20 protein-coding genes and 1 tRNA gene are annotated in these 25,936 nt (G+C 65.1%); 1 reads left to right on the top strand and 20 read right to left on the bottom strand.

All coding sequences use genetic code 11. The features are described from left to right. Nucleotides 1-42: 42 nt before the first annotated feature. The 18 genes from FBX97_RS02265 to FBX97_RS02180 all read right to left on the bottom strand — a co-directional run bounded on the left by FBX97_RS02265 (nt 43) and on the right by FBX97_RS02180 (nt 21,432). Nucleotides 43-2,280 carry a heparinase II/III family protein gene (locus FBX97_RS02265; protein ID WP_255517258.1) on the bottom strand — a complete coding sequence of 746 codons (2,238 nt, stop codon included), beginning with the start codon at nt 2,278-2,280 and terminating at the stop codon, nt 43-45. A gap of 336 nt (nt 2,281-2,616) precedes the next feature. After that, a complete protein-coding gene (locus FBX97_RS02260) occupies nt 2,617-3,387 on the bottom strand; it encodes a glycosyltransferase family 2 protein (protein WP_141828625.1) in 771 nt (256 codons plus the stop codon). Between the two features lies 1 nt (nt 3,388). Beyond that, nucleotides 3,389-4,600 (bottom strand): glycosyltransferase family 4 protein, encoded by a 1,212-nt coding sequence (locus FBX97_RS02255; RefSeq protein WP_255517257.1) that lies wholly within the window; start codon nt 4,598-4,600, stop codon nt 3,389-3,391. Then, complete coding sequence (locus tag FBX97_RS02250) at nt 4,597-6,111, bottom strand: oligosaccharide flippase family protein (protein ID WP_141828624.1); 1,515 nt, start codon at nt 6,109-6,111, stop codon at nt 4,597-4,599. Before FBX97_RS02250 ends, FBX97_RS02255 begins: the two co-directional genes overlap by 4 nt. Then, entirely contained in the window at nt 6,108-7,619 is a 1,512-nt protein-coding gene (locus tag FBX97_RS02245; protein ID WP_141828623.1) for an O-antigen ligase family protein, read from the bottom strand. The genes FBX97_RS02250 and FBX97_RS02245 overlap by 4 nt, the downstream gene beginning before the upstream one ends. A gap of 15 nt (nt 7,620-7,634) precedes the next feature. Then, on the bottom strand, nt 7,635-8,336 hold the full coding sequence (gene epsI, locus FBX97_RS02240; RefSeq protein ID WP_141828622.1) for an exosortase-associated protein EpsI, B-type: 702 nt from the start codon (nt 8,334-8,336) through the stop codon (nt 7,635-7,637). Continuing rightward, entirely contained in the window at nt 8,333-9,319 is a 987-nt protein-coding gene (gene xrtB, locus FBX97_RS02235; protein WP_370457117.1) for an exosortase B, read from the bottom strand. The genes epsI and xrtB overlap by 4 nt, the downstream gene beginning before the upstream one ends. Continuing rightward, complete coding sequence (gene epsG / locus FBX97_RS02230; protein WP_141828621.1) at nt 9,319-10,212, bottom strand: chain length determinant protein tyrosine kinase EpsG; 894 nt, start codon at nt 10,210-10,212, stop codon at nt 9,319-9,321. The genes xrtB and epsG overlap by 1 nt, the downstream gene beginning before the upstream one ends. 31 nt (nt 10,213-10,243) lie before the next feature. Then, a complete protein-coding gene (gene epsF, locus FBX97_RS02225; RefSeq protein ID WP_141828620.1) occupies nt 10,244-11,656 on the bottom strand; it encodes a chain length determinant protein EpsF in 1,413 nt (470 codons plus the stop codon). A gap of 22 nt (nt 11,657-11,678) precedes the next feature. Next, a complete protein-coding gene (gene epsE / locus FBX97_RS02220; RefSeq protein ID WP_141828619.1) occupies nt 11,679-12,479 on the bottom strand; it encodes a polysaccharide export protein EpsE in 801 nt (266 codons plus the stop codon). A gap of 34 nt (nt 12,480-12,513) precedes the next feature. After that, nucleotides 12,514-13,509, bottom strand: coding sequence for an EpsD family peptidyl-prolyl cis-trans isomerase (locus FBX97_RS02215; protein ID WP_255517256.1), 996 nt, complete (start codon nt 13,507-13,509; stop codon nt 12,514-12,516). Between the two features lie 36 nt (nt 13,510-13,545). Further along, nucleotides 13,546-14,523 carry a GDP-L-fucose synthase gene (locus tag FBX97_RS02210; RefSeq protein ID WP_141828617.1) on the bottom strand — a complete coding sequence of 326 codons (978 nt, stop codon included), beginning with the start codon at nt 14,521-14,523 and terminating at the stop codon, nt 13,546-13,548. A gap of 6 nt (nt 14,524-14,529) precedes the next feature. Beyond that, the gene (gmd, locus tag FBX97_RS02205) at nt 14,530-15,645 is read right to left on the bottom strand and encodes a GDP-mannose 4,6-dehydratase (RefSeq protein ID WP_141828616.1); all 1,116 of its coding nucleotides are present in this window, start codon (nt 15,643-15,645) and stop codon (nt 14,530-14,532) included. Between the two features lie 166 nt (nt 15,646-15,811). After that, a complete protein-coding gene (locus tag FBX97_RS02200) occupies nt 15,812-17,191 on the bottom strand; it encodes an undecaprenyl-phosphate glucose phosphotransferase (protein ID WP_141828615.1) in 1,380 nt (459 codons plus the stop codon). 32 nt (nt 17,192-17,223) lie between these two features. Further along, a complete protein-coding gene (gene epsL / locus FBX97_RS02195; RefSeq protein WP_141828614.1) occupies nt 17,224-18,441 on the bottom strand; it encodes an XrtB/PEP-CTERM-associated polysaccharide biosynthesis outer membrane protein EpsL in 1,218 nt (405 codons plus the stop codon). 72 nt (nt 18,442-18,513) lie between these two features. Further along, nucleotides 18,514-19,269: a CAAX prenyl protease-related protein gene (locus FBX97_RS02190; protein ID WP_141828613.1), complete on the bottom strand. Its 756-nt coding sequence runs from the start codon at nt 19,267-19,269 to the stop codon at nt 18,514-18,516. Nucleotides 19,270-19,298: 29 nt separating this feature from the next. Next, nucleotides 19,299-21,218 carry an ATP-binding cassette domain-containing protein gene (locus FBX97_RS02185; RefSeq protein WP_141828612.1) on the bottom strand — a complete coding sequence of 640 codons (1,920 nt, stop codon included), beginning with the start codon at nt 21,216-21,218 and terminating at the stop codon, nt 19,299-19,301. Between the two features lie 139 nt (nt 21,219-21,357). Beyond that, nucleotides 21,358-21,432, bottom strand: a tRNA-Arg gene (locus FBX97_RS02180). A gap of 418 nt (nt 21,433-21,850) precedes the next feature. On the opposite strand from FBX97_RS02180, the gene FBX97_RS02175 reads away from it, so the two are divergent. Then, entirely contained in the window at nt 21,851-24,073 is a 2,223-nt protein-coding gene (locus FBX97_RS02175) for a bifunctional SulP family inorganic anion transporter/carbonic anhydrase (protein ID WP_141828611.1), read from the top strand. 85 nt (nt 24,074-24,158) lie between these two features. On the opposite strand, the gene FBX97_RS02170 is transcribed toward FBX97_RS02175, so the two are convergent. Further along, complete coding sequence (locus FBX97_RS02170; protein ID WP_141828610.1) at nt 24,159-24,425, bottom strand: PAAR domain-containing protein; 267 nt, start codon at nt 24,423-24,425, stop codon at nt 24,159-24,161. A gap of 2 nt (nt 24,426-24,427) precedes the next feature. Next, the gene (locus FBX97_RS02165; RefSeq protein ID WP_141828609.1) at nt 24,428-25,924 is read right to left on the bottom strand and encodes a T6SS immunity protein Tli4 family protein; all 1,497 of its coding nucleotides are present in this window, start codon (nt 25,922-25,924) and stop codon (nt 24,428-24,430) included. Between the last annotated feature and the right edge of the window lie 12 nt (nt 25,925-25,936).

The raw sequence follows: 25,936 nt of genomic DNA, 5'->3' as shown, positions 1-25,936 counted from the left end.
TGCGCCCGTGGAGGATTCCGGTTTGCAGCTACGTCGGGGAAATCAGTTGAGGTTGACCGTCTGGTTGCCCACCGTCACCGTGCGCGCGCTGCCCGAGCCGGCGACCTTGACCGCCGGCCGCTTGCAGCCGACGTCGAGCAGCACCAGGAACTCGGCGGTCGACTTGCCGTCGTTCTTGAGGTAGAACGCGCCATGGTCTTCGACGACGCCGGCCTTGGGCGCCGGGCCGCTCCATTTGGCGAAGGAGGCGTTGCCGTTCAGGTCGCGCAGGCAGACCGACTGGCCGTTGAGCGCGATCTGCACGCTCGACGGGCTTTCCACGTTCATCGCCACCGGCGCATGCACGTTGAACTCGTAGGTATGCGCCACCACCGCCGCCAGCCTGTCGCGCACCAGCATCGCATCCTGCTTGTGCAGGTACCAGATCTGGCGCTTGGCCATCGTCAGCTGGCCGCCATACGACGGGGTCGCATCGCCTTCGGCATAGTCGTAGCCCGACTGGGCCGAGAAGCCGGTGATGCGGCCGCTGCGCTGCAGCTGCTCGCGGTAGCCGTCGACCAGCTGGCCCTTGCCGCCGTCGAAGGTGATGGCGTTCTGCGAACGGGTCTGGTGGTACCAGTCGTTCCACAGCGGCGAGCCGTACCAGTCGTACCAGCCGGCCTTGACCAGCAGCGGCTGGCCGGCCACCGTCAGCAGCAAACCGTTCTGGTCGCCGTGGCTGTGGTTGAACGAGCCGTAGGGGCTGGACTTGAAATAGAACGAGGTGCGCGCGGTATTGCCGATGTCGCTGTGCATGGCGACCCAGCCGATGCTCGGGTAGTAGGCCGAGTTCGACGGCGGGGTTTTCGCGGCCGCGGCAGCGGCCACCGGCATCGGGTACGGCGCTTCCAGCACCGACAGCGCATCTTCGAGGCCGCCGCCCAGGTTGGCGATGTACCAGGCCGCGCGCGGCGTCGGCATGCGGTTGGCGAAGGCGCGGAACACGCGCGGATCCGGCTTGGTTTCGGAAGCGTCGCCGAAGGCATGGGCCTTCGCGCCCGGCGGAATGAACTGGGTGGCGAAGTCGAGGAAGCCCTGGGTCCAGGGTTTCAGGTACATGTTGACGCCGGTGACCTGCACCATCGGGTCCCACAACGCCACCATGTAGCCGGCGGCGTACTCGCCGTAGGCGGTGCCGTTGGCATAGCCGCCTTCCGGACCCGACCATGGGGACGGGTTGTTGACATAGGCACGGAACGAGAAGTCGAACCAGCGCTGGGCATCCGGGATGTCGCCCAGCGCCAGGGTCGAGATCAGCGCCATGAACACCATCGCGGTGTTGCCGTGCGAATCGAAGGGGAACTGGTCGAGGCGGCCATTGTCGCCGGCCAGGTTGCCGTAGATTTCTTCGGAACGGATGCGCACGTTTTCCAGCCAGCGCGCCTTGCGGCCGGCATCGAGGTCGCCGGCCAGGAAATCGACCGCCTTGATCAGCGACAGCGCGATCTGGCGCGTGGCCTGGTCCTGGCTGGCGTAGCTGGTCGGCCCGGCGGGATTCAGCGCCGCCAGCTGGTCGCCGCGCTTGAGGGCTTCGTTCAGGAATACCGGATCCTTCCTGGCGCGCCACAGCAGCGCGGCCGCTTCCAGCTGGCGCGTGGCTTCGTTGATGCGGGTGCGCACGTCGGTCTGCTGCGAGGCCATGGCGGCGGTCAGCGGGGTCAGGATCGCCACCGGCCAGCGCGCGTCCGACAGGTCGGGCAGCACCGTGATCTGCGCCTTGATCTCGTTCGAGAGGCGGCTCAGGTAGGGTTCGAGGTCGTTCTTCTTGGCCGTGTTCCAGGTCGAATACGCGGTGAACGACGGCGGCAGCGAACGCGGGCGCGCCTTGGCCTGGATGCGCGCACGCAGGGTGGCGTTGTCCGGGACTTCGAACACGGTCGACTTGCTGGTGATCGAGAAGGTGCGCACGCTCGACCAGTCGCTGGAACCGCTCGGGCGCACGCGCCAGCTGTAGTTGCCGAGCGCCAGCGCCTTGCTCGGCAGGTACCAGTTGCGGTCGACGGTGGCCTTCAGCGGTGCGCCACCGGCCGGGGTGATCTCGATATCGTAGCTGGCCGGCCCGGTCGGATAGCGCGACCAGAAGAAGCTCGGCGGATTCTGCGCCTGCACCGTGGAATTTTCGGGATTCGGCTGGACGACGAGGGGATCGGTGGACCGCGCCCAGTCGGCATGCGCGCTGAACGAGCAGGTCAGCGAGGCCATGGCAACTGCAAAGGCGATGCCTTTCCGATGAAATTTCATGTTGATGCTCCGAGAAATAGTGACAGGACTTCCAGGGACAGCCCGGCAATGTCGTCGGGACCGTATTGCGTTGCCGCGCTTTTTTGAAGAGTGAAAAGCGCTATGCATGACGCATTAATCGTACCGCATATCAATTGAATTGCGGAAAAATTCCCTTAGGAATCAACGATTTTTCAGTTTCCCAGCAACATTTTTTGATACTGGAAGTTAACTTTTAGCGCGACCATTTGCAGGCAGCTAAAGCCTCTTCCTTGACTGGAAAGATAGTCTGGAAACTAACAGGACAATTTGGCAATGCTGTCAATCATGCAATGCGTGTATGCACAGCGGCCGATGTCAATATGCCGATCGGGCGGCGGCTTCGGCACGCAGCCTGCGCATGCGCTTGAGGTAACGCAGGCAGTAGATGGCGAACGCCAGCGGCGCCTGGCGCAGGTAGCGGCGCCGGACCCGGAATTCTTCCTGGCGCGCCTTGACCTTGTTGGCGGACGAGACGCTGCCGGCGTGCTCGCGGAACACCGCCAGCGGCCGGTCGACGGTGGCCGGCGGCGCGATCCGGCCCAGGCGCAGCCACAGGTCGATGTCCATCGCGTACCGCAGGCTTTCGTCGAACATGCCGACCCGCTCGAACATGCGGCGGCGGATGAACACCGCCGGATGCGGCACCGAGGCATGGCCCGAGGCCAGGGCACGGAAGCTGAACGGCCGCAGCGGCCAGGGCGGCACCAGGGCGCCCTCCTTCAGCACCTGGATGGTGCCGAACACCCATTCCGCGCGCGCGCTGGCGAAGCGTTCGGCCACCAGCGCCAGCACGTCGTCGCCCAGGTAGTAATCGTCGGCATGCAGGTGAGCGACGAACTCGCCGCTGGCGGCTTCGATGCCGCGGTTCATGGCGCGGCTGATGCCGCCGCGGACATCGTGCAGCACGCGCTTGCGGCCGGGGTAGGCAGCGATCATGTCGAGCGTGGCGTCGCTCGAGCCGCCATCGACGAAGATGTGTTCGATCTCGCGCCAGGTCTGGCGCTGCACCGACGCCAGCGTGTCGGCCAGGGTGGCGGCGCTGTTCCAGGTGCAGGTGACGATGGAAAAGGCCGGCCTGGCGTTCATGTCATGCCTCGTAGACGTCGAGGATGCGCGGCAGCGCGTTGCCTACGTCCATCGGGAAGGCGGCGGGCAGCGCCACCGTCACCGGCGGACGCTGCAGCGCCTCGGCCAGCCGCTCGACCAGGCGCGGCATGGTTTCGGCCAGCTGCAGCTGGCCCGCGTAATATTGATAGGCCGCCAGTTCCGGCGTGCCGCCGCGCGCCAGCGCCAGGCACTGCTTGCCCAGGGCCAGGGCTTCCAGCACGGTGGTACCGCAAGGCTCTTCCCACACCGACGGAATGACCAGCACGTGGCTGCGCGCCGACATGCGGATCACCTCGTCGTAGGGCTGCCACCCGAGGAATTCGACCTGCGGCCCGGCAAAGCGCTGTTCCAGCTGCGCGCGCTGCGGCCCGTCGCCGACGATGCGCACGCGTGCATGCGCCGGCAGCCAGCCCTGTACCTGGGCCAGGAACTCGCCGAAGCCCTTGCCGGCATCGAGGCGGCCGACCAGCAGCACCTTGCCCGCCTGGACCTCCCCTGCCGCTGCCGCCCTGGCCTTCAGGTAGGGATAGCTGATGAAGTTGTGGATCACGCTGGCGCGCGACAGGTCGGCGTCCGGCACCGCGCGCAGGAAGGCGCGGCGCAGGAAGTCCGAGACGAAGATGGTCTTGTGGCGCGCGAACGAGGTCGCCGTTTCGGCACGGTAGCGCCGCACCGCCATTCCGGACACCGAACGCCGCAGCGTGTTCGGCAACGGATGGATGCAGGCCGCGCAGTCGCGCGCGTCGAGCGCCGTGCACACGTGGTTTTCCTTGAAGCGCACGTGGATCACGCACTCGCTGCCCTGGTCGTGGCGGGTCTGCACGAAATTCACGTGCGCCGGCACGTAGCGCCCGGCCATCGGCAGGTGGCCGTGGTAATGCACGACATCGTAGCGGTCGGCCCGCTGCAGCAGGGCGCGCGCGATGTTGCGCGCGAACCAGGGACGCTTGACCGGGTTGAAAAAGCCCAGCTGCGTTTCCTTCCAGCCGGGCCGGGAAAAACCGAAGCCGGGCAGCAGGCGCCCCTTGAAACCAATCTCACGCGCACTGTCCTCGTGGAAACGGTCGCTGCGCCCCAGGATATCGACCTCGTGCCCGGCTTCCAGCAAGGCATTCGACAAGGTCACCACATGCTTGCCCAGTCCCCCGACCTGGGACCCCGGCAGATCTTCCGACACCATCAGGATCTTCACACCGTCTTCCTCAACGACAATAATCCTTTGACACGACCCCAGGCCCGCTCGCGGTCGCCCCTGTCGATGACGAACAGGCCGCCGTAGGCCAGCAGCAGAGTGCAGGTCAGCAGTACCAGTAGCGCGGCATCGCGGGGGCCGTTGACCAGGCGCTGGCCGGCGTGCGCGCCCAGCGCCACCAGCGCGACCCCGGCCATGCCCGGCAGATAGGCGCTGCGCACCAGCTCGCCCAGGCGCGCCGGCACCGTCCTGCCATGCACCGCCAGCAGGAAGGCGCAGGTCAGCAGGCTGGAAGCAAGCAAATGCCCCCAGGCCGCGCCATCGATACCCCAGCCCGCCACGCCAAGATACACGACCAGCAAGCCGAACGCCGCACGGCCCAAGGCGAACAGGCCGGAATAGCGCGGGTGGCCCATGCCGTCGTTCACCAGCGACGGCAGGCTGGTCAGGGAATCGATGAATTGCGACAGCGCCATCACGGCGAGGATCACGTGGCCGGCGCGGGCAAAGCGCGGCTCCATCCAGTAGTACAGGATGGGGTAAGCGAATACCGCGACCAGCAGCAGCACCGAGGCATTGACGAACACGACATAGCGGCTGGCCTTCAGGTACAGGCGTTTGAGGTGGTCGATCTCGCCCAGCGCCGCCAGCGCGCTGGCGGCCGGGAAGAACACGCCGGACAGCCGGTACGTCAGGCCGAGCACGCGGTTGGCCAGCGTCGACGCCACCGTGAAATAGGCCAGCCCGGTGACGCCGACCAGCGCCCCGATGATCAGCTTGTCGGCATAGGCATACGACATCGTTGCGAAACGGCTGAGGAAAGCGTAGCTGGAGAAGCGCAGCAGGTCACCCCGGACCGCGGCGCCGGGACGGCGCCAGGCCAGCCGCGGCAGCAGGCGCCGGATCCAGCGCCACAGGATCAGGCAGTTGGCGGCGCTGGCCAGCACCCGTACCAGGATCACTTCGAACAGGCCGTAGCCGAGCAGCAGCACGCCCACCGTCAGCAGCGGCACGCCGGTGCCGAACAGCATCTCGATGCGGCTGCTGACGTCGTAGCGCATCAGCGCCTGCGGGATGCTGTTCAGGTAACTCTGCAGCTGGCCGAGAAAGAAGCCGAGCGCGGCCAGCCGCAGCGTCGCCACCGCCTCCCCTTCCAGCGCGGCCGGCACGGCGAACAGGCGGGTCACGAAGAAGCCGGCGCCGCCGAACAGCGCCAGGCCGCCGAGCAGGCCCAGCAGCGCATACACGGACAAGCCGAAGAACACGGTCTCGTCGATGCGCGCCTGGTCGCGCCTGGCATTGAACTGGGCGATATATTTGACGGAGCCCGCGGTGACGTTGATGTCGATCACGGCGAAATAGCCGACGATGGCGGTCACCAGCGAATACACGCCATAGCCGGCGTCGCCCAGCTGGCGCACCACCAGCGGCACCGTGGCCAGCGCCACGATGGCCGGGACCAGGGCGCCGCACAGGTTGGCGGCGGCGTTGCGGACGATGTCGAGTTTCATGGGCTGCGCGCATGGGCCGGCACGCCTGCCGGGCTGGTGCGGTGCGGCAGCACCTGCGTATGCGCCGCTGCAGGCATGCCGGCGGGACGCGCGGCTGGCCCGGCGCGCCGGGCCGCCATCGCCACGTAGGGCAAGGCCAGGCACAGCGCCAGCATCTGGGTCGTGCGCGTCTGCGGGAACGGGGTGCCGATCAGGAGGTCGGGCAGCATGAAGGCGAGGCCGGCGGCACCTGCCGTGGCCAGGCCCAGCAGTTCGGGCGCCAGCGTCGACAGGGTCCGCAGCGCGGGGCGCACGAAGGCGCAGAAGGCCCAGATCGTGCCGCCCAGCAGGACCAGGCCCGGCAGCCCGGCCTTGAGCGCGATGTGGAGTACGCCGCTGTGCAGGAACAGGCCGGCATCCTGGCCGGTCTGCCAGGAAATGTGCTGGTAGCCCGTATAGCGGCCCCAGCTGCCGATGCCGGTGAACAGGTGCGAGATGAAATCGCCGAGCGCCAGTTTCAGCTCGAGCACGCGTTCGCTCTCGGCGCCGAAGCGGCGCGATTCCATGTCGTAGAACAGGCTCGACAGGCCGCTGCCGGCGCCCTTGGTCTGGCCCAGGCGCCGCAACGCCGCCGCCAGCACGCCGAGGGCCAGCAGCGGCAGCCCCACGAGCGCGATGTGCAGGCGCCGCCGCGGCGCACAGCGCAGCATGACCACGATGCAGGCGAGTACGAAGCCGATCCAGGCGCTGCGCCGGTAGGACAGCACGATGCAGGCAGCGGTGGCGGCCAGCGTGGTCCAGTCGAGCGCGGTCCAGAACGGAGCGCGCCGGCGCCGCGCGGCCTGGAACAGGTTGACCGCGGCGATCGCAAAGGCGAGCGTGCACAGCAGGCTGTCGTTGATGTCGAAAAAGGTCAGCTTGATCTTGATCGCATTCATGTTCGCATACACGTTGTTGGGGTCGCCCCCGAACGCGGCCCAGCGCACCAGGCCGAACAGCGCGCGGCCGAGCCCGGCCAGCAGGATGAAGCGCGACAGCGCCAGCGCCGCCTCGGGCGTGCGGAAGGACAGCAGCAGCAGCGACACCAGCGGCGCCATCCAGACGATGTTGGAAAAGCCCGAGGGCGCCAGCGCGCGCGCCAGCGGCACGCTGGAAAACGTGGCCACCGCCACGTGGGCGCCCAGCAGCAGCGCCCATGCCATGAACCAGGGACGCAGGTTGCAGGGCGACGCCGGCTGGCCGCGGAAGCTGGCCGAGACGCGCGCGCACAGCCATGCCCCCAGCATGCACCACAGCAGCAGCGGGAAGAACAGCAGGCCCGAGCCGCGGCTGTAGATGCCGGCCGAGACCAGCAGCGAGAGCGAGCCGTAGCTGGTCGAATTGGCCCAGAAGAACACCGCCAGATACAAATAAGCCAGGTAGCGCGGACGCACCATGCCGATGCCGATGCCGATGACCGCCAGTACCGACAGCAGCGCCACGGCGACGAAGGGCAGCGAGGTATAGAAATAGAGCAGGAAGTTCTGCATGGCGGTTCAGCCGGCTCAGTTGGGTCCGGCGGCGGCGGTGACCGCGCCCAGCAGGCGGACACGGTCGCGCGCGGGCAGCGCATCGAGCATCTCGTTGACGAAGCGGTCCTGCACCTTCCAGGCAGCGCCGGCGTCAAGGTCGATGGTCGAGACGCGCACCAGCATGCCGTCCGGGATCCTGCCGCTCAGGCCGTATGCCAGGCGCTGGAGTTTCTGGTCGACGCCGGACATCACCGCCCGGTCGCCGATCGTCACCCAGTACGTGATCGGTTCGTTGCGCGCGTTCTGGCGCGCCACCAGGCGTTTCACCGGCACCGTGCCGAAGCGGGTCGCGAGCCGGCCGCCGTGTTCCTGCAGCATCGCGAAACCCTGGGCCACGTAGCACACTTCGGGCAGGTGCAGCTGCAGCTGCTTGCTCTGGTCGCCGCCGTAGGCGATCGACAGCATCACGCGCTGGCCGGCATCGTTGACGTAGGTGCGCGCCAGGGTCTGGTCGTACAGCGCGTCGAGCTGGGCCTTCTGGCCCGGGTCTGGACTCAAGGGCAGCACGCTGTCGTCGATGTGCCAGTTGCCGAAACGTGTCGGCACCAGCCGTTCCAGCGTGAACTGCGCGCGGCTGGCGGCCACCTTGTGGGTCGGCGTCAGCGCCAGGGTCAGCACCGAGGTGGCGGCCATCGATGCGCCCAGCACCAGGCTGGCGAAAAAGCCGGGCGTCATGCGCCCTCCCGCGTGCGCGGCGGCGGCGCGCCTGCCCGCCGCCGCAGGCTCCATTGCAGCAGGCTGTCGACCGCCAGGATCAGCAGCAGCGCCGTGACGAACAGCACCATGCCGGCGAAGCCGTGCAGGAAGCCCTGCCCGGCGGCGTCGCCGAAGTAATACGTGATCAGGGTCAGCACGATCACGCGGATCACGTTGGCCGAGAACGAGATCGGCACGATGAAGATCGCCAGACCGATGTTGCGGATCGCCGAGGGATGGCGCATCAGGTTCAGGTAGAACAGGCCGAGCGCTTCCAGCGTCAGCAGGGTCTGCAGGCCGGCGCAGGCATCGGCCACCAGCAGCTGGTACTGGCCGATCTGCAGGATCACGCCGGCGCGGCTGATCGGGTAGCCGGCGGCGAACAGCAGGTGCTCGGTGGCCCAGGACACCGCCTTCTTCATCGGCATCGTGACCATGGCCACGAACTCGGCCGGCAGCGGCACCATGAACAGCATGAAGAAGAACGGGAACCACAGCACGCGCAGCGCCGCCGCGCCCTGCTTGACCAGCAGCACCGCCGCCGTCACCAGGATGATGGCACCGATCTCGAGCATCAGGATCTGCTGCGAGCGCCCCAGCAGGTAGGCTGCCAGGCCGAGCGCCAGCACGGCCCAGCCGCTGCGGCTGCCGCGCCTGGCACCGGCGGCGGCTGGTGCCGATACGGCCAGCACCGTGGGCCATTTGCGGTAGACCAGCCACAGCGCCAGGCCGAAGATGATCGGGCCGTGGCCCTGCTCTTCGCTGATCCAGGCGCCGCTGAACAGGCTGATGAAGGTCGGCACGAACAGCAGCGCCAGGCCAGCCAGCACCGGCCACCAGTCGGGCAGCGCGGCGCGCAGCATGGGGCCGAGGTCGGCGATGCGCAGCGGCGGCGCGCCGGCCTGGCGCACCGGCTCGAGAGACGGTCCGGAGCGCGCGCCCGGACGCACGTGGGTGTCCATCAGAACTCCATCACCACCGAGCCGAGCACCTCGCAGCCGGCATCGCGCAGCTGGTCAGCGGCGCGGCCGATGTGCGCGATCCGGGTGTGGTTCTTGCGCGTGACCAGCAGCGCACCGCCGGCACGGCTGGCCACCGCCACGGCGTCGACCCCGACCTGGAACGGCGCCATGTCATATAGCACCACGTCGTAGTGGTTTTCGAGCTGGGTATGCAGGTTGCGGAACCCGTCGCGCGCCAGCAATTCCTGCGGATTCGGCGGCAGCGTCCCGGCCGGCAGCACGGACAGGTCGGCGAAGGCCGGCACGCGCGCGATCGCGTCGAAGCCGGCGCGTCCCGCCAGCAGGTCCGACAGGCCCTGGCGCGGCTTGAGCGCGAACGCATCCTGCTGGCGCGGCGCGCGCAGGTTGGCGTCCACCAGCAGGGTCTGCTCACCCAGTTGCGAGAACACGATGGCGAGGTTGGCCGCGAACAGCGCGGCGCCGTCGTCCGGATCGACGCCGACGATGGCGAGCGCCCGCCGCCCACGCGCGAACCAGCGCAGCATCAGCTGGCTGCGGATCGCGCGCAGCGCTTCGACCTGGGGCGAAAACGGCTGGTAGGCGGCGACCAGTTTGGGCGACAGGCCGGCCTGCCCTTTCTGCAGATACGGATAGCCGAACTGGCGCGCCAGCACCTGCTGGATGTCGTCCTCGCCAACCAGGCCGAGCCGCACCGCCGCTTCGCCGAAGCGGATGCCGGTTTCGTTCTGCATGCGCAGCACGCGCTCGAAGTCTTCCGGCGTCAGCTTGCCGGCGTCGAGCAGCAGCGCGCCCATGCGGGTATCGAAGGCTTCGCCGTCGGCGAGGTCGGCTGCAAGGCCGGCAGATACGGTGTTGAGAATCGGTGAATTCATGGTCGCTCCCGGTAGACTCAGGCTCGGGCAATCAGTTCAGGCGCAGGGGGCGGCGCGGCCGCATCAGGCTGCGCAGGCCGCCGGTGCGGGCGGCCACCGGCTGCCATTCGACCGTGCCGAGCACCGGGATGCCCAGCATGTCCTTGAGGTCGCCGCTCGAGCGCAGCGGGCGGTTCAGCAGTTCCAGCAGCAGGGCCAGGCCGACGCCGAGGATGGTGCCGAGCAGGACCGCGACCAGGGTATTCAGCAGCACGCGCGGACTGGACGGCTCGAGCGGCGCCACGGCCGGGTTCAGCAGCGAGATGTCGGACTGCTCGGACAAGGCCTCGATGCGGGTCTGGGAAAAGCGCTGGGAGGCGGCGTCGAAGGCGCGCTGGGCGCTGTCGAGGTCTTTCAGCAGCACGCCGAGCTCGTCGCGCGCGCGGTTGAGTTCCAGCACCCGGGTCTTCTGCTCGGCCACGGCCGCGCGCAGGTCGGCTTCGCGCTGGCGGAGCACCTGGGCATTGGCGCCGACGCTGCGCGACACCGTGCCCATGGCTGCGGCCAGCTCGCCGCGCACCTTGTCGAGCTCGGCCTTGGCAGCCAGGTATTGCGGGTGGTTGTTGCCGTAGCGCTGGCTGGTGTCGGCGAACTTGCCTTCGGCCATGGCGACGTTGGCGCGCATGGTCTGGATCAGCACGTTGTTGGCGACGTCGGGCGAACCGAGCGCCGAGGCATTCGCGGCGGCCTGGCGCGAATTGCCTTCCATGGCGGCGCTCTGGGCCTGCACCAGCTGGGCCGACAGGTCGCTCAGGCGCGCCAGTTCGACGTCGATGCGGTTGGGATCCAAACTGACGATGCCTTTTTCCTGCTGGTACTTCGAGAGCCGCGCCTGGGCCGCTTCGACGTTGTCGCGCAGCTGCCGCGTCTGCTCGTTGAAATAGCTCGACGCCTTTTTCGCCGGCTCGGTCTTGAGCTGGACCGTGATCTTCTGGTACTCGTCGGCGAAGGCATTCGCGACCGCCGCCGCAAAGGCCGGATCGGCGCCCTTGAAGCTGATCTCGACCACCGACGATTCGCGCGAGGGCACGATGTCGAGCTTCCTCAGCAGCAGGTCGGCCAGCCAGTCGCGCACCGATCCCCTGCCCTCGTTGGCTTCCTGGAACTGCTGGATGACGGCCGGGACGCTGGCCAGGCGCAGCGCATCGACCACGCGCAGCGCCACGTTCTTGCTGCTGATGATGTCGATCTGGGTCGCCATGTAGCCCGGCAGCAGCTGCCCCGGCATGGTCAGCCCGGTCAGCGGATCGACGCCCTTGTAGTTCAACAGCACCGATGCCGTCGCCTTGTAGGTCTTCGACAGCACCAGGCTGACGCCGAGCGCCAGCGCGACCGTCGTCACCAGGGTCGCCAGGATGATTTTTTTCCGCGCAAGCAGGATCAGCAGGAATTGGTGGAGACTCATGATCGACCTTCAAACGGATGCATCAAAACCAGCTCTCGGGGACGATGATGACGTCGTCGATCTGGACCAGGTCGTCGGCCTTGGCCTCGATCGTGCGCTGGCCGCCGGACGGGTCGCGGCGCGCGATCTGCAGGCCGCGCTGGGTGCCGCGGATGGTCAGCCCGCCGCCTGCCGAGACCGCCTGCTGCACGGTCATCGCCCGCTCGATGCGGAACGGCCCCGGACGCTGCACCTCGCCGGTGATGTAGGCCTTGGGCGCGCGTTCGACGAAGATGATGTCGCCGCCGGCGACTTCGTAGTCGCGGTTGAGTTCGCCCTTGCGCACCATGTCGACCACGTCCAGCGTCTCGCGCGTGGTCTGGCCGCTGCGGTTGCGTACCAGGGTCACCATGTCGCCGCCTTCCGGCCCGATGCCGCCGGCCAGCGCCAGCAGGTCGAGCACCTTGCGCGGCCCGTCGACCGGGTAGCGGCCCGGTTTGTTGACCTGACCCAGCACCGACACCTGCTGGCTGGCCAGCGTGGTGATCAAGAGGTTCACCTGCGCCTTTTTGAGGTAGCCGCCCTTTTCCAGCAAGCCGCCGATCTTCTTCTCGGCCTGCTGCGTGCTCAGGCCGCCGACCTGCACCTCGCCCAGCAGCGGGAAGGTCAGCGTGCCGCGTTCCGAGACCCGGGTCTCGACCGCCAGGTCGGGGCTGCCATAGACCGTCGCCTTGACCACGTCGCCCGGGCCGAGCAGCACGTCGGCGGCCTGCGCCCCGCCTGCCGCCAGTCCCAGGCTGGCCGCGGCCAGCCACACGAGCATGAACTTGATGAGCCGTTTCATGTTCCCTCCTTCTTGTGCGTCGATGTCGAGCGATTCACTTCAGGCCTGCAACGCCGCGGTCGAGCGCAGCCTTGTCGGCACCGCCGGCGCTGTCGGCCGGTGCCGGGGACGGGGCCGGGGACGAAGCCGATGCCGCGGCCGCGGCCGCGGCCGGCGCATGTGCCGCCGCGGGTTGCACACCGGCCGGCTTCGCGTCCGGCATCATGGTCTTGTTCAGGTACACGATGCTGGCGCCGTTGCGCAGGCGCTTCAATTCCTCGGCGGCCAGTTCCTGGTTTTTTTGCTTCATCAAGAACTGTTCGATCTGCGGCGCCGCCACCTGCAGCGATACCGGCGCTTCCCTGACCTCGGTCACGGCGACGAACATCGCGCGCGGCCCCTCCCTGACCGCGAACAACTGCCCCTTCGGCATGCCGAGCAGCTTGTCGGCCAACTGGCGCGGCACGTCGGCAGTGGTGCGCGTGACCTGGGTGCGGCCATACTTGATCTTGTGCGCATCCAGCCACACCGCGACTTCTTCCAGCGACCTGGCGCCGTCGGCGGCGGCGCGCACCTCGGGCGTCAGGTCGGCGGCGGCGATCACCAGCTCGTCCATGCTGAACTGCTTGCGGCTGGCAAAGAAATCCGGGTTCCTGTTGAAATAGGCTTCGACCTCCTGCGGCGTCGGACGTGCGACGTTGCCGATGCGTTTTTGCAGGTAGGCCTGGGCGACGATCAGGGAGCGCGCGCGGTCGACCGCCTGCATGACCTTGGGATCGCGGTCCAGGTTTTCCCTGGCCGCGGCTTCCTGCAGCAGCTGGCGGTCGATCAGGACCTGCAGCAATTGCTTGCTGGCCGAGTCCTGCTGGTTGGCGGCGACATTGGCGCGCTGCAGCTCTTCGTTCAGTTGCAGGACCGTGACTTCTGCGCCGTTCACGCTGGCCAGCGCCTGGCCGGGCTTCTTTTCTGCGGCCTTGTCGCTACAGCCTCCCAGGCCCGCCACCACGATGCAGGCCAGGCCCAGTTTCGGAATGAAAGATGTCTTCATCATTGGCATCCGCTCGGTTATCTGTGAAATACAGTGCACTCAGGCCGCGGCGCGGCGGTCGGCACCGGCCCCGGAAGCCAGGAAGGCGCCGTAGGTGCGGCGCAAGCCTTCGTCCAGCGGCGTGCCCGCCTGCCAGCCCAGCCGCGTCAGGCGCGACACGTCGAGCAGCTTGCGCGGCGTGCCGTCGGGCTTGCTGGTATCGAAGCGGATGCGGCCGCGGTAGCCGACCACCCCGGCCACCAGCCGCGCCAGCTCGGCGATGGTGACGTCTTCGCCGGTGCCGACGTTCAGGTGCGAATGCAGCGGCCCGGTACTGGCGGCATGCAGCGCATGGTCGAGGTTCATCACGAAGATGCCGGCCGCGGCCATGTCGTCGACGTACAGGAATTCGCGCATCGGCTTGCCGCTGCCCCAGATCGCCACTTCCGGCGCGTCGCTCACGCGGGCTTCGTGGAAGCGCCGCACCAGGGCCGGGATCACGTGGCTGTTCTCGGGGTGGTAGTTGTCGCCGGGGCCGTACAGGTTGGTCGGCATCACGCTGCGGTAATCGGTGCCGTACTGGCGGTTGTAGCTTTCGCACAGCTTGATGCCGGCGATCTTGGCCATCGCGTAGGCTTCGTTGGTCGGTTCTAGTGCCCCGCTCATCAGCGCTTCCTCGGGGATCGGCTGCGGCGCCAGGCGCGGGTAGATGCAGGACGAGCCGAGGAACAGCAGCTTGTGCACGCCGTTGCGCCAGGCTTCGTGGACGACGTTGGCCTGCACCATCAGATTGTCGTAGATAAATTCAGCCGGATACGTGTTGTTGGCATGGATGCCGCCGACCCGGGCCGCGGCCAGGTAAACCTGGTCGATGCGTTCGCCGCGGAAGAACTCGCGCACCTGCGCCTGGTCGGTCAGTTCCAGTTCGCGATGGCTGCGCGTGACGATGTTGGTGTGGCCGCCGGCGCGCAGCGCGCGCACGATGGCCGAGCCGACCAGGCCCTGGTGACCGGCGACATAGATGCAAGCTTGCGTCATCGAGATTCACTCCACAGAAATTGCAACGTTGTAGCCATGGGCGGCCAGCAGCCGGTGGCGGCGCGCCGTCTCGAGGTCGCATGCCACCATCTCCTGCACCATCGCTTCGAAGCTGGTGCGCGGTTCCCAGCCCAGGCGGCGGCGCGCCTTGCCCGGATCGCCCAATAGCGTTTCGACCTCCGTCGGTCGAAAGTATTGGGGATCGACCGCGACGATCGGTTGGCCTGGCACAATGCCGGGTGCATTAACGCCGCTCACCGCCGCCGCGATGCCGCGCTCGTGCACGCCCTCGCCCTGCCAGGCGAGCTCGACCCCGAGTGCGCGCGCCGCGTGCTCGACGAACTCGCGCACCGCATGCTGGCGCCCGGTGGCGATCACGTAATCCTCGGGCGCGTCCTGCTGCAGCATCAGCCACTGCGCTTCGACGTAGTCGCGCGCATGGCCCCAGTCGCGCAGTGCGTTCAGGTTGCCGAGGTAGAGCATCGGTTCCAGGCCCTGGGCGATGTTGGCCAGGCCGCGCGTGATCTTGCGCGTGACAAAGGTCTCGCCCCGGCGCGGCGATTCGTGGTTGAACAGGATGCCGTTGCAGGCATACATGCCATAGGCTTCGCGGTAATTGACGGTGATCCAGTAGGCGTACAGCTTGGCCACCGCGTACGGGCTGCGCGGATAGAAAGGCGTGGTCTCGCGCTGCGGCGTTTCCTGCACCAGCCCGTACAGTTCCGAGGTCGAGGCCTGGTAGAAGCGGGTCTTGTCGTCGAGGCCGAGGAAGCGGATCGCTTCCAGCAGGCGCAGCGTGCCAAGGGCGTCGACGTCGGCGGTGTATTCCGGCGTGTCGAAGGAGACCGCCACGTGGCTCATCGCCCCCAGGTTGTAGACTTCGTCCGGCGCCACCTGGCACAGGATGCGGTTCAGGTTCGAGGTGTCGGACAGGTCGCCGTAGTGCAGGAAGAAGTTCTGGTTGTCGGCATGCGGGTCCTGGTAGATGTGGTCGATGCGCCCGGTGTTGAACAGCGAGGCGCGCCGCTTGATCCCATGCACTTCGTAACCCTTCGCGAGCAGCAGTTCGGCCAGGTACGAGCCATCCTGTCCGGTCACCCCCGTGATCAACGCCGTCTTCATGGCTTGCCTCTCCACAGTAGGGGCAAAGGCCCCGCCCAAAGAATTGCAAATTCAGCAAAAATTCTACGCAGCCCAGCCGCCGTCGCAAGCGTCGATCCGATTGAAGCGTCTTCTTTAAGTCGGCTTTAAGTGACGCTAACTTCGATCAATTTATGGCAAACAAATCCTAATATGCATTTTCACGACTCAGCACCACTTTCACCGTGCGCAGGATGATCCACAGGTCCAGCCACACCGACCAGTTGCGCAGGTAATCCAGGTCGTACTGGATACGTGCCTCCATCTTGTCCAGCGTCGCGGTTTCGCCACGCAAGCCATTCACCTGGGCCCAGCCGGTGATGCCCGGCCTCACCTTGTGGCGCAGCATGTAGCCCTTGATCAGCTTGCGGTACTGCTCGTTGTGCGCCACCGCATGCGGACGCGGGCCGACGATGCTCATGCGCCCTTGCAGCACGTTGATGAACTGCGGCAGTTCGTCGAGCGAAGTACGGCGCAGCACGCGGCCGATGCGGGTCACGCGTCCATCCTGGCGGCTGGCCTGGACCACGGCCTGGTCGTTTTCCATCACCGTCATCGAGCGGAACTTGTAGACGATGATCTCTTCTCCATACAGGCCGTAGCGGCGCTGGCGGAAGATCGCCGGTCCGGGCGACTCCAATCGGACGGCGACGGCGATGGCCGCCATCAGCGGCGCCAGCAGCAGCAGGAACAGGCTGGCCAGCACGATGTCGGAGGCGCGCTTGACCGTGCTGTTCAAGCCCATGAAGGGGCTTTCGCGGATCGCGATCACCGGCATGCCGCCGACGTTGTCGAAGCGCGCCTGCATCAGGTCGAAGATATACACGTCGGGCAGGAAATAGATCGAGGCCGTGGTGTCCTGCAATTCGTCGATCAGCGTACGGATGCGCGGCTGGGCCGACAGCGGCTGGCTGATGAAGATCATCTTGATGCCGTGCTCGCGCACATACGGCACCAGCGCGCGCGTCTTGCCCAGCATCGGGTGGCGCAGTGCCGGCGGGTGGCGGTCGTCGGTGCGGTCGTCGAAGAAGCCACGCACCGCCATGAACAGGTTCGGATGGCGCTCGCAGACCGCGGCGAACTTCAGGCCGACGTCGTTGGCGCCGACGATCGCCACCGAGCGCACCTCCCTGCTGCGCGCCGGGCTGTACAGCATGCGCACGGCGACCGGCCCGGCCAGCAGGATAGCGGGCGTGGCCACGGCCCAGGCCAGCAGCACGCGCTCGTCGTAGTAATAGCGCAGGCCGCTGGCCGAGCCGAGAAACCACAGTACGGCGATCGTCACGCACCAGCCGAATACGGTGTCGCGCGCGTACGCCCACGTGCGTCCGCCGCGCCAGGTGCGGTAGGGATCGATGTGCCGGTACACCGCCGTCGCAATGAAAAAGGCCAGCACCATCAGCACCAGCAGGTAGCCCGAGAACGGCGCGCGGAACCACAGCGCCGCCAGGTACAGCGTGCCCATCACGATCAACGGATCGAGCACGCGCTGGAAGAATGAAATCAGCGGGATGTCGTTGACGGCCATGGATGCATCCCGATGCGGCGCGGCAGCACCGCTCAGAACTGGGCGCTGGCCGACAGCGTCACGCTGTTCGACGTGAAGCTGCCGGTGCCGAGGGCGGCCGCGCCGCTGCGTGCCTGGTGCGCGTAGCCGGCCGACACCTGCACGGTCGGCCGCGGCGCCCAGGTGGCGCGCAGGGTGGCGGTACGCAGCGAGTCGCGCAGCGCATCATGCAACTGAGCCCCGGGAATCCCCGGCACGGTATTGCCGCGCGCATTGTAGTTGCGGCGCTCGGCGACGATGTCGGCATTGACCCGGATCTTGGCCGTGGCATCCCATTGCGCGCCGGCGCTGACGCCCTTGTTCAGGGTGTAGCTGACGATCGTGCTCTCCAGCGGCGCGAAGTCGCGCCAGATGGCGGCGGTGTACGTCATCTTGCCGTGCGGCTGGAGGGTCGCCTTGACCTTGCCGGTCAGCCCGCTGGTCGTGCCTTCGCCGAACGAGGGCTGCTTGCGCCGCGTGTGGCCGGCCAGCGCTTCGACGACCGTGACGCCGCTGGCATTCCATTTCACGCGCGCCTTCAGTTCGTCCTGGGTGAAGTCGTTGTTCAGGTTGAACGGACCGACCGGCCGCAGGAACGGGTAGCGGCCCTTGACCCGGCGCGCCACCAGGCCGATCGTGCTGTCGCTGCGTGCGAGGTAGTCGAGTTCGATCTCGGGCGCTTCCTCGGTGCGGTTGTTGAAGCGCTGGCTGGCGGCGTCGTACTCGTAGCGGTCGCGCCGGTAGCCGGCGCGCACCTGCCAGGCCGCGTGGAAGCGCCAGCTGCCGTCGACGTAGCTGCTGCGGGTCTTGCGCAGGTTGCGCTCGGAACTGAGGAAGTCGGTGTACGGCGCCAGCACCTGCTGGTACGACGTGCCGGCCTTGCCCTGCATGCGGTTGCCGAGCTGCCAGTACCAGTCGGCCTGCAAGTCCTTGCCGTCGTAGTTCAGTTGCCTGAAATGGTCGAAGTCGCTCTTGGACAGCCGGGCGACGGCGGCGATGCGCTGGCGGCCGTAAGTCTGGTCGAACACCAGGCCGGCTTCGCGCGTCCACCAGGAATCCGGGCGTGTGTTGTCGAAGCCCGGATTGCCGTCCGGTACGCGCAGCAGGTTGTCGTCATGGCCGTAGGCGAGGCTGGCGACCAGTTGCAGGCCGTCGCCGGGCCCGGCCCCGGCCGGGGTGGCGGCAGCAAGGCAGGCCAGCAAAGCAAGCGAACGACGGTGTGGGTTCGGCATGATGGCTCATCTTCAATGAAAGATGCGGGACCATGGAAACTGTCCCGAGCGCCTGGGCTGCCGGGAAAGTTCCTACCAGTACGACCAGTTGCCGGTCACGAGGACCCAGACCCCCAGCAAGCCGTTGGTGACGGCATGTGCGAGGATCGGCGACCACAGGTTGCGATGGCGCATGTACAGCAGGCTGTACGCTGCGCCGGCGACGATACCGGCCAGCCAAAGGTTATGCTCGAACCCGAACAGCAGCACGGTGATGACGAAGCTTTTGAGGCCAAGTTGAGATGTCTCAACGGCCTCAAAGTCGGGATGCACGATCCAGCGCATCAGGAAAGAGCGCCAGAACAATTCTTCCATCACGGGCACGACCAGCGCCGCCCCGGCGATGCGGATCGCCACCAGCAGCCAGTCGATCCGGCCGCCATCGCGCGGATCGAAACCGGGCGCTGCGCCGATGGTCATCCAGTCGGCGTTGAGGCTGACCCACAGCACCAGCACGACGATGCCGGTCACGATGGCCGTGAGCGCCGCGGGCAAGCGCAGGCGCAATGGCTTCAGTTCATGGTACTGGCGCCAGAACAGCGCCAGCAGCAGGACGACCACGCCGATCTTGACCGGATACAGCCAGCGCAGCGGCCCGGGCGCCACGCCCAGCCGCTCGAGCACGTCGGCAATGACGAGGAACAGCATGTAGGCCGCAAACGGCAGGATGCGCACCCAGGCCGCACGGTTGAGCATCGGCGTAGCGACGCCCGGCGCGGTAGCGCCTGTGGCCTCGGCGGGGCCGGCCGCCGCGGCGGGCGCGGCGTAGCGGTCGTCATGCTGCGTCATTTCACCTCATTGATGGAAAGGTTGGCGGATCATTCGCCCTTGGCACGCGCCTCCAGGATTTCCCAGCGCTCCAGCGCCTCGAGCAGCAATTCCTCGATCTCGGCATTGCGCGCATTGATGCGGCGCGCGTCGGCGGGATTGGTCTTGTAGAAGTCGGGGCCGCTCAGCATGGCCGCGATCGCCGACTGCTCGTCTTCCAGGCTCGCGATCAGCTTGGGCAATTCATCCAGTTCACGCTGATCCTTGTAACTCAGCTTTACCTTTTTTGCAACAGGTGCGCTCGGCTCGGGGGCCGCGGCGGCCTTGGCGGCGGCCGGCTTGGCCGGCTGCACGGCGGCGCCCTGGGCCGGCGCTGCGGCGCGCACGCGCTCCCAGTCGCTGAAGCCGCCGACGTATTCGCGCCACATGCCCTGCCCTTCGGACACGATCACCTCGGTCACCACGTTGTCGAGGAAGGTGCGGTCGTGGCTGACCAGGAACACGGTGCCCGGATAGTCGGTCAGCAGTTCCTCCAGCAGTTCCAGGGTCTCGATGTCGAGGTCGTTGGTCGGTTCGTCCAGCACCAGGCAGTTGGCCGGCTTGGCGAACAGGCGCGCCAGCAGCAGGCGGTTGCGTTCGCCGCCGGACAGCGATTTCACCGGCGAACGGGCGCGCTCCGGCGCGAACAGGAAGTCGCCCAGGTAGCTCATCACGTGCTTGCGCTGGCCATTGACCTCGACCCAGTCGGAGCCGGGCGAGATCGTGTCGGCCAGCGAGGCCTCTTCGTTGAGCTGACTGCGCATCTGGTCGAAGTAGGCCACGTTCAGCTTGGTGCCGAGTTTGACGGTGCCGGCGTCCGCGGTTTCCTCGCCCAGGATAATCTTCAGCAAGGTGGTCTTGCCGGCGCCGTTCGGGCCGATCAGGCCGACCTTGTCGCCGCGCAGCACGGTGCCGGTGAAGCCGCTGATGATGACCTTGTCGCCGTAGCGCTTCGACACGTTTTCCAGTTCCGCCACGATCTTGCCCGAGCGCTCGCCGGTACCGACGTCGAGCCTGACCTGGCCCTGCTGTTCACGGCGCGCGGCACGCACCAGGCGCAAGGCCTCGAGGCGGCGCACGCGGCCTTCGTCGCGCGTGCGGCGCGCCTGCACGCCCTTGCGGATCCAGACTTCTTCCTGGGCCAGCACCTTGTCGAACTTGGCGTTCTCGACTTCCTCGTTGGCCAGCAGTTCGGCCTTGCGTTCCTGGTACTTGGTGAAATTGCCTGGGAAGGACAGAAGCTTGCCGCGGTCCAGCTCGACGATGCGGGTGGTCACGTTGTCGAGGAAGCGGCGGTCGTGGGTGATGAACAGCACCGAGCCGCGGAATTCGCGCAGCAGGCCCTCGAGCCACAGGATCGACTGGAAATCCAGGTGGTTGGTCGGTTCGTCCAGCAGCAGCACGTCCGGACCCGACACCAGCGCCACGGCCAGCGCCACGCGCTTCTGCATCCCGCCCGACAGCGTCTTCATCTGCGCGTCGCCGTTCAGGCCGAGGCGGCCGAGCGTGGTCTCCACCTTGTTGTTGAGATTCCAGGCGTCGGTCGCATCGAGCTTGACCTGCAGCTCGTGCATGCGCTCCATCAGCGCGTCGTCGTTGCCCTGGCCGAACTGGCCGGTCAGCGCGTCGTACTCGGCCAGCATCGCCTGCTGGTCGCCCATGCCGCCGGCCACCGCGTCGAACACGGTCGACTCCGGATCGAACGCCGGTTCCTGCTCGACGTAGGCGATCTTGAGGCCTTGCTGCTGCACCAGCAAGCCATCGTCGAGTTTGGAGCGGCCGGAAATGACTTTCAGCAGCGACGACTTGCCGGTGCCGTTGCGGCCGATGAGGCCGACGCGTTCGCCGGTCTCCAGGGAAAAGTCAGCGTGGTCGAGCAGCGCGACGTGGCCGAAGGCCAATTGTGCAGAACTAAGAGAGATGACAGCCATGATCGTGTGCGGGACCGCGGCGTCAGCGGACGCGGTCGGAAACAGTAAATGAAACGCGCATTGTACCGACTGGCGCGGCATCCGGAACGGGAAAGCGTCGGCGAAGGCGCCGTGGACAGGCGGGGAGGAAGACGGGAGCTGGTGTCGCCAGCAGGAATCGAACCTGCATCTAAGTCTTAGGAGGACCTTGTACTATCCATTGTACTATGGCGACACACGCAGTCAGCTATTCTACCTGACAGACGCCGTGGCCACAATCTTGCCGTCGTCCGCCTCCCCTTGTGCTGCCGTCCCGCGGCATACGCGTTATTCAGCGCGTCATTCAAACGAATAATATCTGTTCTTGTTTTATTGAAATCGACATTCGCTGCAACGCTGCACGCCGTCCAATCCGCCATGTGCCATTTCAAAAAAATCACATATTCAAAAAGCGCATATGCTATGATTTTTATTTATAATCTGCACTAATCTTTAATTTGTGTTTTCCCAAGCATCCATAAGCATCTGGCGATAGATTATCCCGAGTGTAATGCAATTGTAATTTTCGTGTAATGCGAGTGTCAGGCAGCCCCGTGTAATGTGGCGCCACCAATCCATTACTTGGCAATCTGCATTTTTTCTCCAGGATTCTTATGAATGCAACAACCTTAAAACATGACGTGCCAGCAGGCATTGTCGTTTTCCTTGTGGCACTGCCTCTGTGCCTGGGTATCGCGCTGGCCTCGGGCGCGCCGATGTTTGCCGGTATTATTTCCGGCATCATCGGCGGTATCGTCGTCGGCTTGATCAGCGGTTCTCACACCAGCGTCAGCGGTCCGGCCGCCGGCCTGGCCGCCGTGGTGCTGGCTTCCATCACCAAGCTCGGTGCATTCGATATCCTGCTGGTGTCGGTCCTGATCGCCGGTGTATTGCAATTGGTAATGGGCGTCATGCGCGCCGGTTTTATTGCCAATTACATTCCATCGAACGTGATCAAGGGCTTGCTGGCGGCAATCGGCATTCTGCTGATTCTCAAACAGATCCCGCACGCATTCGGCTATGACAGCAATTATGTCGGCGACACCTCGTTTGCACAGGCCAATGGCGAAAATACGTTCTCGGCAATGCTGAATACGTTCAATGCCATCACGCCGGGTGCCATGGTCATCACCGCGCTGTCGATGCTGGTCCTGATCTACTGGGACAAGACCCCGATGAAGAAGATCAAGCTGCTGCCGGCACCGCTGTTCGTGGTCGTCCTCGGCGTGCTGCTGAACATGGCGTTCAACAGCTTCTTCCCGGCCCTGCAGATCCTGCCGGCGCACCTGGTCGACATCCCGGCCGTCGATACCGGCAACCTGGGTGCCTACCTGCAGCTGCCGAATCTCGCCCACCTGTCCAACCCGGACGTCTGGACCGTCGCCGTGACCATCGCCATCGTCGCTTCGCTGGAAACGCTGCTGAACATCGAAGCCGTCGACAAGCTCGATCCGCACAAGCGTGAAACGCCGCCCAACCGCGAACTGGTGGCCCAGGGCGTCGGCAACATCTTCGCCGGCCTGCTCGGCGGCCTGCCGCTGACCTCGGTCATCGTGCGCAGCTCGGTCAACATCCAGAACGACAACCGCACCAAGGCCTCGGCCGTGCTGCATGGCCTGCTGCTGCTGGCGAGCGTGGTGCTGCTGGCACCGACCCTGAACATGATCCCGCTGTCGGCACTGGCCGCGATCCTGATCTTCACCGGCTACAAGCTGGCCAAGGTGGCGCTGTTCCGTGACATGTACAAGAAGGGCTGGTCGCAATTCCTGCCGTTCGTGATCACCATCGCCGCCATCATCTTCACCGACCTGCTGATCGGCGTGCTGATCGGCCTGGCTTCGAGCCTGTTCTTCCTGATGCGCAGTAACTTCCGTACCCCGTTCTCGATGGAACAATACCGCCTGCACATCGGCGAAGTCATCAAGCTGGAACTGCCGAACCAGGTGTCCTTCCTGAACAAGGCCACCATCAAGACCGCGCTGTGGGACATCCCGGCCAACTCGAAGGTCCTGATCGACGCCAGCAACGCCGACTACATCGACGAAGACGTGCTGGAAACCATCCAGGACTACCGCGTGGCCGCCGCCGAGCGCAACGTGCTCCTGAACGTGGTCGGCCTGCGCGAGAAATACCAGCACCACGACAGCATGGAATTCGTGCCGTTCCTGGACAAGGAAACCCGCGACAACCTGCAGCCCGCCGGGATCCTGGAGCTGCTGCGCACCGGTAACGAACGCTTCCGCGCCGGCCACGTCACCACGAAGTACTATCAGGACCAGGTCGAAGCCACGGCCGGCGGCCAGAACCCGATGGCGGTGATCGTCAACTGCATCGACTCGCGCACCTCGCCGGAAATCATTTTCGACGCCGGTCTGGGTGACCTGCTCACCATCCGCATCGCCGGTAACGTGATCAACCGCGAGATCATCGGCAGCCTGGAGATCGCCCACAAGCTGGGTGCCAAGCTGATCGTGGTCAAGGGCCACTCGAGCTGCGGCGCGGTCGGCCTGGCGCTGGCGAACGAAGCGGCGAACAGCGTCGGCGCCATCACCGGCAAGATCCGCCGGGCGGTCGACGATTGCGGCTGCGGCGCGCACGCACCGCAGGGTGCCGACGCCAAGAAGGTACTGGACCAGGTGGCACGCCAGAACGTCGAGAATTCGCTGGCCGACATCATCGAGGGCAGTGCCTTCCTGCGCGAGAAAATTACGCGCGGCGAGATGGGCCTGGTCGGCGCATTCCACGACATCGCCACCAGTACCGTGCATTTCGGCGAACTGGTCAAGTCGTCGGACTTCGACCGCTATCGCCGTGATCCGGCGAATCTGGCGGCCTGATCCGTCGTGAAATCCACCAAGACACCTGGCGTGTCTTGGCAAACCCGGCAGTGCCTATGGCCTGCCGGGTTTAGTGTTAACTGGACTATTGACTGCTGAAATTTCCAATGGATGCAGTCAGGATGGCGCCACAAGTGGTTTTATGGCCGTCATAGGCAACCGCGATGCCGTCGATGAGATGTGTTGGATCACCCTCGGCAACGGTGCATTTGTCGTGACCCTTGATAGGACAACTGCATACGTCGCCGACACGGGCGACTGGGATGCCGTCCACAGTGAAATGGGTTGCGCTTACGCTCATGACCTTGCCACCGTGTGACGTGGCGTCACCGAGGCGAATCACGTTAGGCATGCCTACCCTTTCTCAGGCGAAGAAGCGTCTGGATTTGGACCGTCTGCACTCGTTTCATCCAGGGCGTTTTTAGTAGTAGAAGGATCACTCGATGAAACATGTGCAATCGCAGCTGACCGTGCCTCAGCGTCGGTAGAAACAGGTGAATCATCATAGCTGGCCAGTTTCCAGACTGTCGCCGTACTATAAGCAGGTTGTTCACCCTTAAACTTTTGCCATAACGATGGCTTTCCATGCGTAACCAAATGAGGCATCTGTTCACCGGCCTTGATATGTTGACGCTGGCGTGATACTCGATCATGCGATTGATCAGGTTCCCACCAGCCGGTTTGAGGGCAGACACGACCGGTTGCAGCAAGCTCCCCTAAAGGAATGCGCGGTTTCATATCGGCGCCGGAACTCTTAACTGTCATAACAGTTGTTGGTCGCAGGCGAATTGTGCTAGTGATCTTATCCCAGGCTGCTATCGCTTCTTCGTCGGTCAGACTGGCTTTGGTCGCACCGGCGACGTTGTCGGCGACTCCGGTCTGCATGCGTACGTCTGCATAAGGTCTCATTGGATCAGACGGTACCCCTCGAAAATCCATACCGAAATCATGAAACGAATGTATATCTCGCTGTTCTGCCGAGCGTGATAGGGCTTCGAAACCGTCAATCCAGCCATGAATCTGACGTTTTCCCTTTCGCAGATATTTGGTTTTTAGCTGCGGGTGGTTAGGGTTCTCGGCCTTCAAATTTGTCTCCAACCTTTCAAGCTGCCATTCCAGCGAGTTACTTTCAGTATGATAAGGATTCGACGGCCCCACAAAAATCGAGAGATGAGTATCAGGGAACTCGCCAAGCCGAAAGCCGATGCGAATTAGATCCTGAGATCGCTCGCCATCACTTCCAGGCTTATCTGGTAGGAAAGCGTATTCAATGCAATTGCCTGGCTCGCTTGGCACTTCCTTTTCGGTACGTTGCCGGAGACGTTGCGCGATGCTGATTATATCTGCGATCGTTTGGTCTTTTTCTTCTCGTAAGGGACGGCTACTTATCACAACTCCGTCATTTTTCAACCTAAAATATCCGTTAATTCTAAGGTCATCAATAGATTGAAAATCTTCATAACCAGTTACAATTTTCCCTTCAGGTTGATCCATGATGCTCACGGATAGCAATAAAGGCACATCATCGTGGTTAATGGCCTTTTCGCTTTTCAGATCATCGATGAATTTTTGAGCTAAATTATCCACTTCATTTTCGCCCAGAGGATAAACCTTCACGCTCAGCGGTATGTCAACATTACCCCACACGACAGTCGACGATGCAGGCACATCGACCATAAACCGCCCAAAGCAGACCGTTTTGGTTTTCTCGAACACTGCTTGCAGGCGAGGTGTAAGTGCAGTCATATTTGGCGTCGTCCATTCTTTTGGATTGTCTTTGCAGCCCGCCAACAGCAGCAGCGGAAAGGTCATAGAGGCGAGGCACACGCATTTAATGACGGACAAATTCATAACTTTGCCTTA

It is taken from the genome of Herbaspirillum sp. SJZ107 (assembly GCF_006715485.1).
Taxonomy (GTDB): Bacteria; Pseudomonadota; Gammaproteobacteria; order Burkholderiales; family Burkholderiaceae_D; genus Telluria.
Note: the sequence above shows the minus strand (reverse complement) of the source record. Positions and strands in the feature narration are given on the sequence as shown.